The sequence below is a fragment of the Aquabacterium parvum genome (genome assembly GCF_001447195.1).
Taxonomy (GTDB): Bacteria; Pseudomonadota; Gammaproteobacteria; order Burkholderiales; family Burkholderiaceae_C; genus Aquabacterium; species Aquabacterium parvum.
The window spans coordinates 1-273 of record NZ_LFRI01000416.1 but is presented as its reverse complement, the minus strand read 5'-3'; the positions used below and the strand labels follow the sequence as shown (position 1 = coordinate 273).

Below are 273 nucleotides of genomic sequence, written 5' to 3'. Positions count from 1 at the left end.
CGCCCATCCCGCAGGGCCGCCGCCAGCGGCCTCATACGTGCATCCATCCTCACACCTTGCCCCCCTCATAGGCGAGGCTCACCGACGCGCCAGGAGCCCACGCACGCACCGGCACGGACACCTGCTCACCCACTCGTCCCTCGAAAGGCTTGGTGTCCGGAACTGTGAGGGTGAAGAGTTGAACGAGGCCACGGTTATCGAGGCCCTCGATCTGGAGAACCGGGCGGGTGGGGATCACCTCGCCGGTCTTCTTGTTGACGCCACCACCCAGGG

The 273-nt window shown here is 66.7% G+C and carries 1 protein-coding gene; it reads right to left on the bottom strand.

What is annotated here, in order from left to right:
* Positions 1-49: 49 nt before the first annotated feature.
* Positions 50-273: hypothetical protein (locus tag ABG80_RS22930; RefSeq protein ID WP_160322582.1), on the bottom strand; the 224-nt coding region annotated here is incomplete at its 5' end.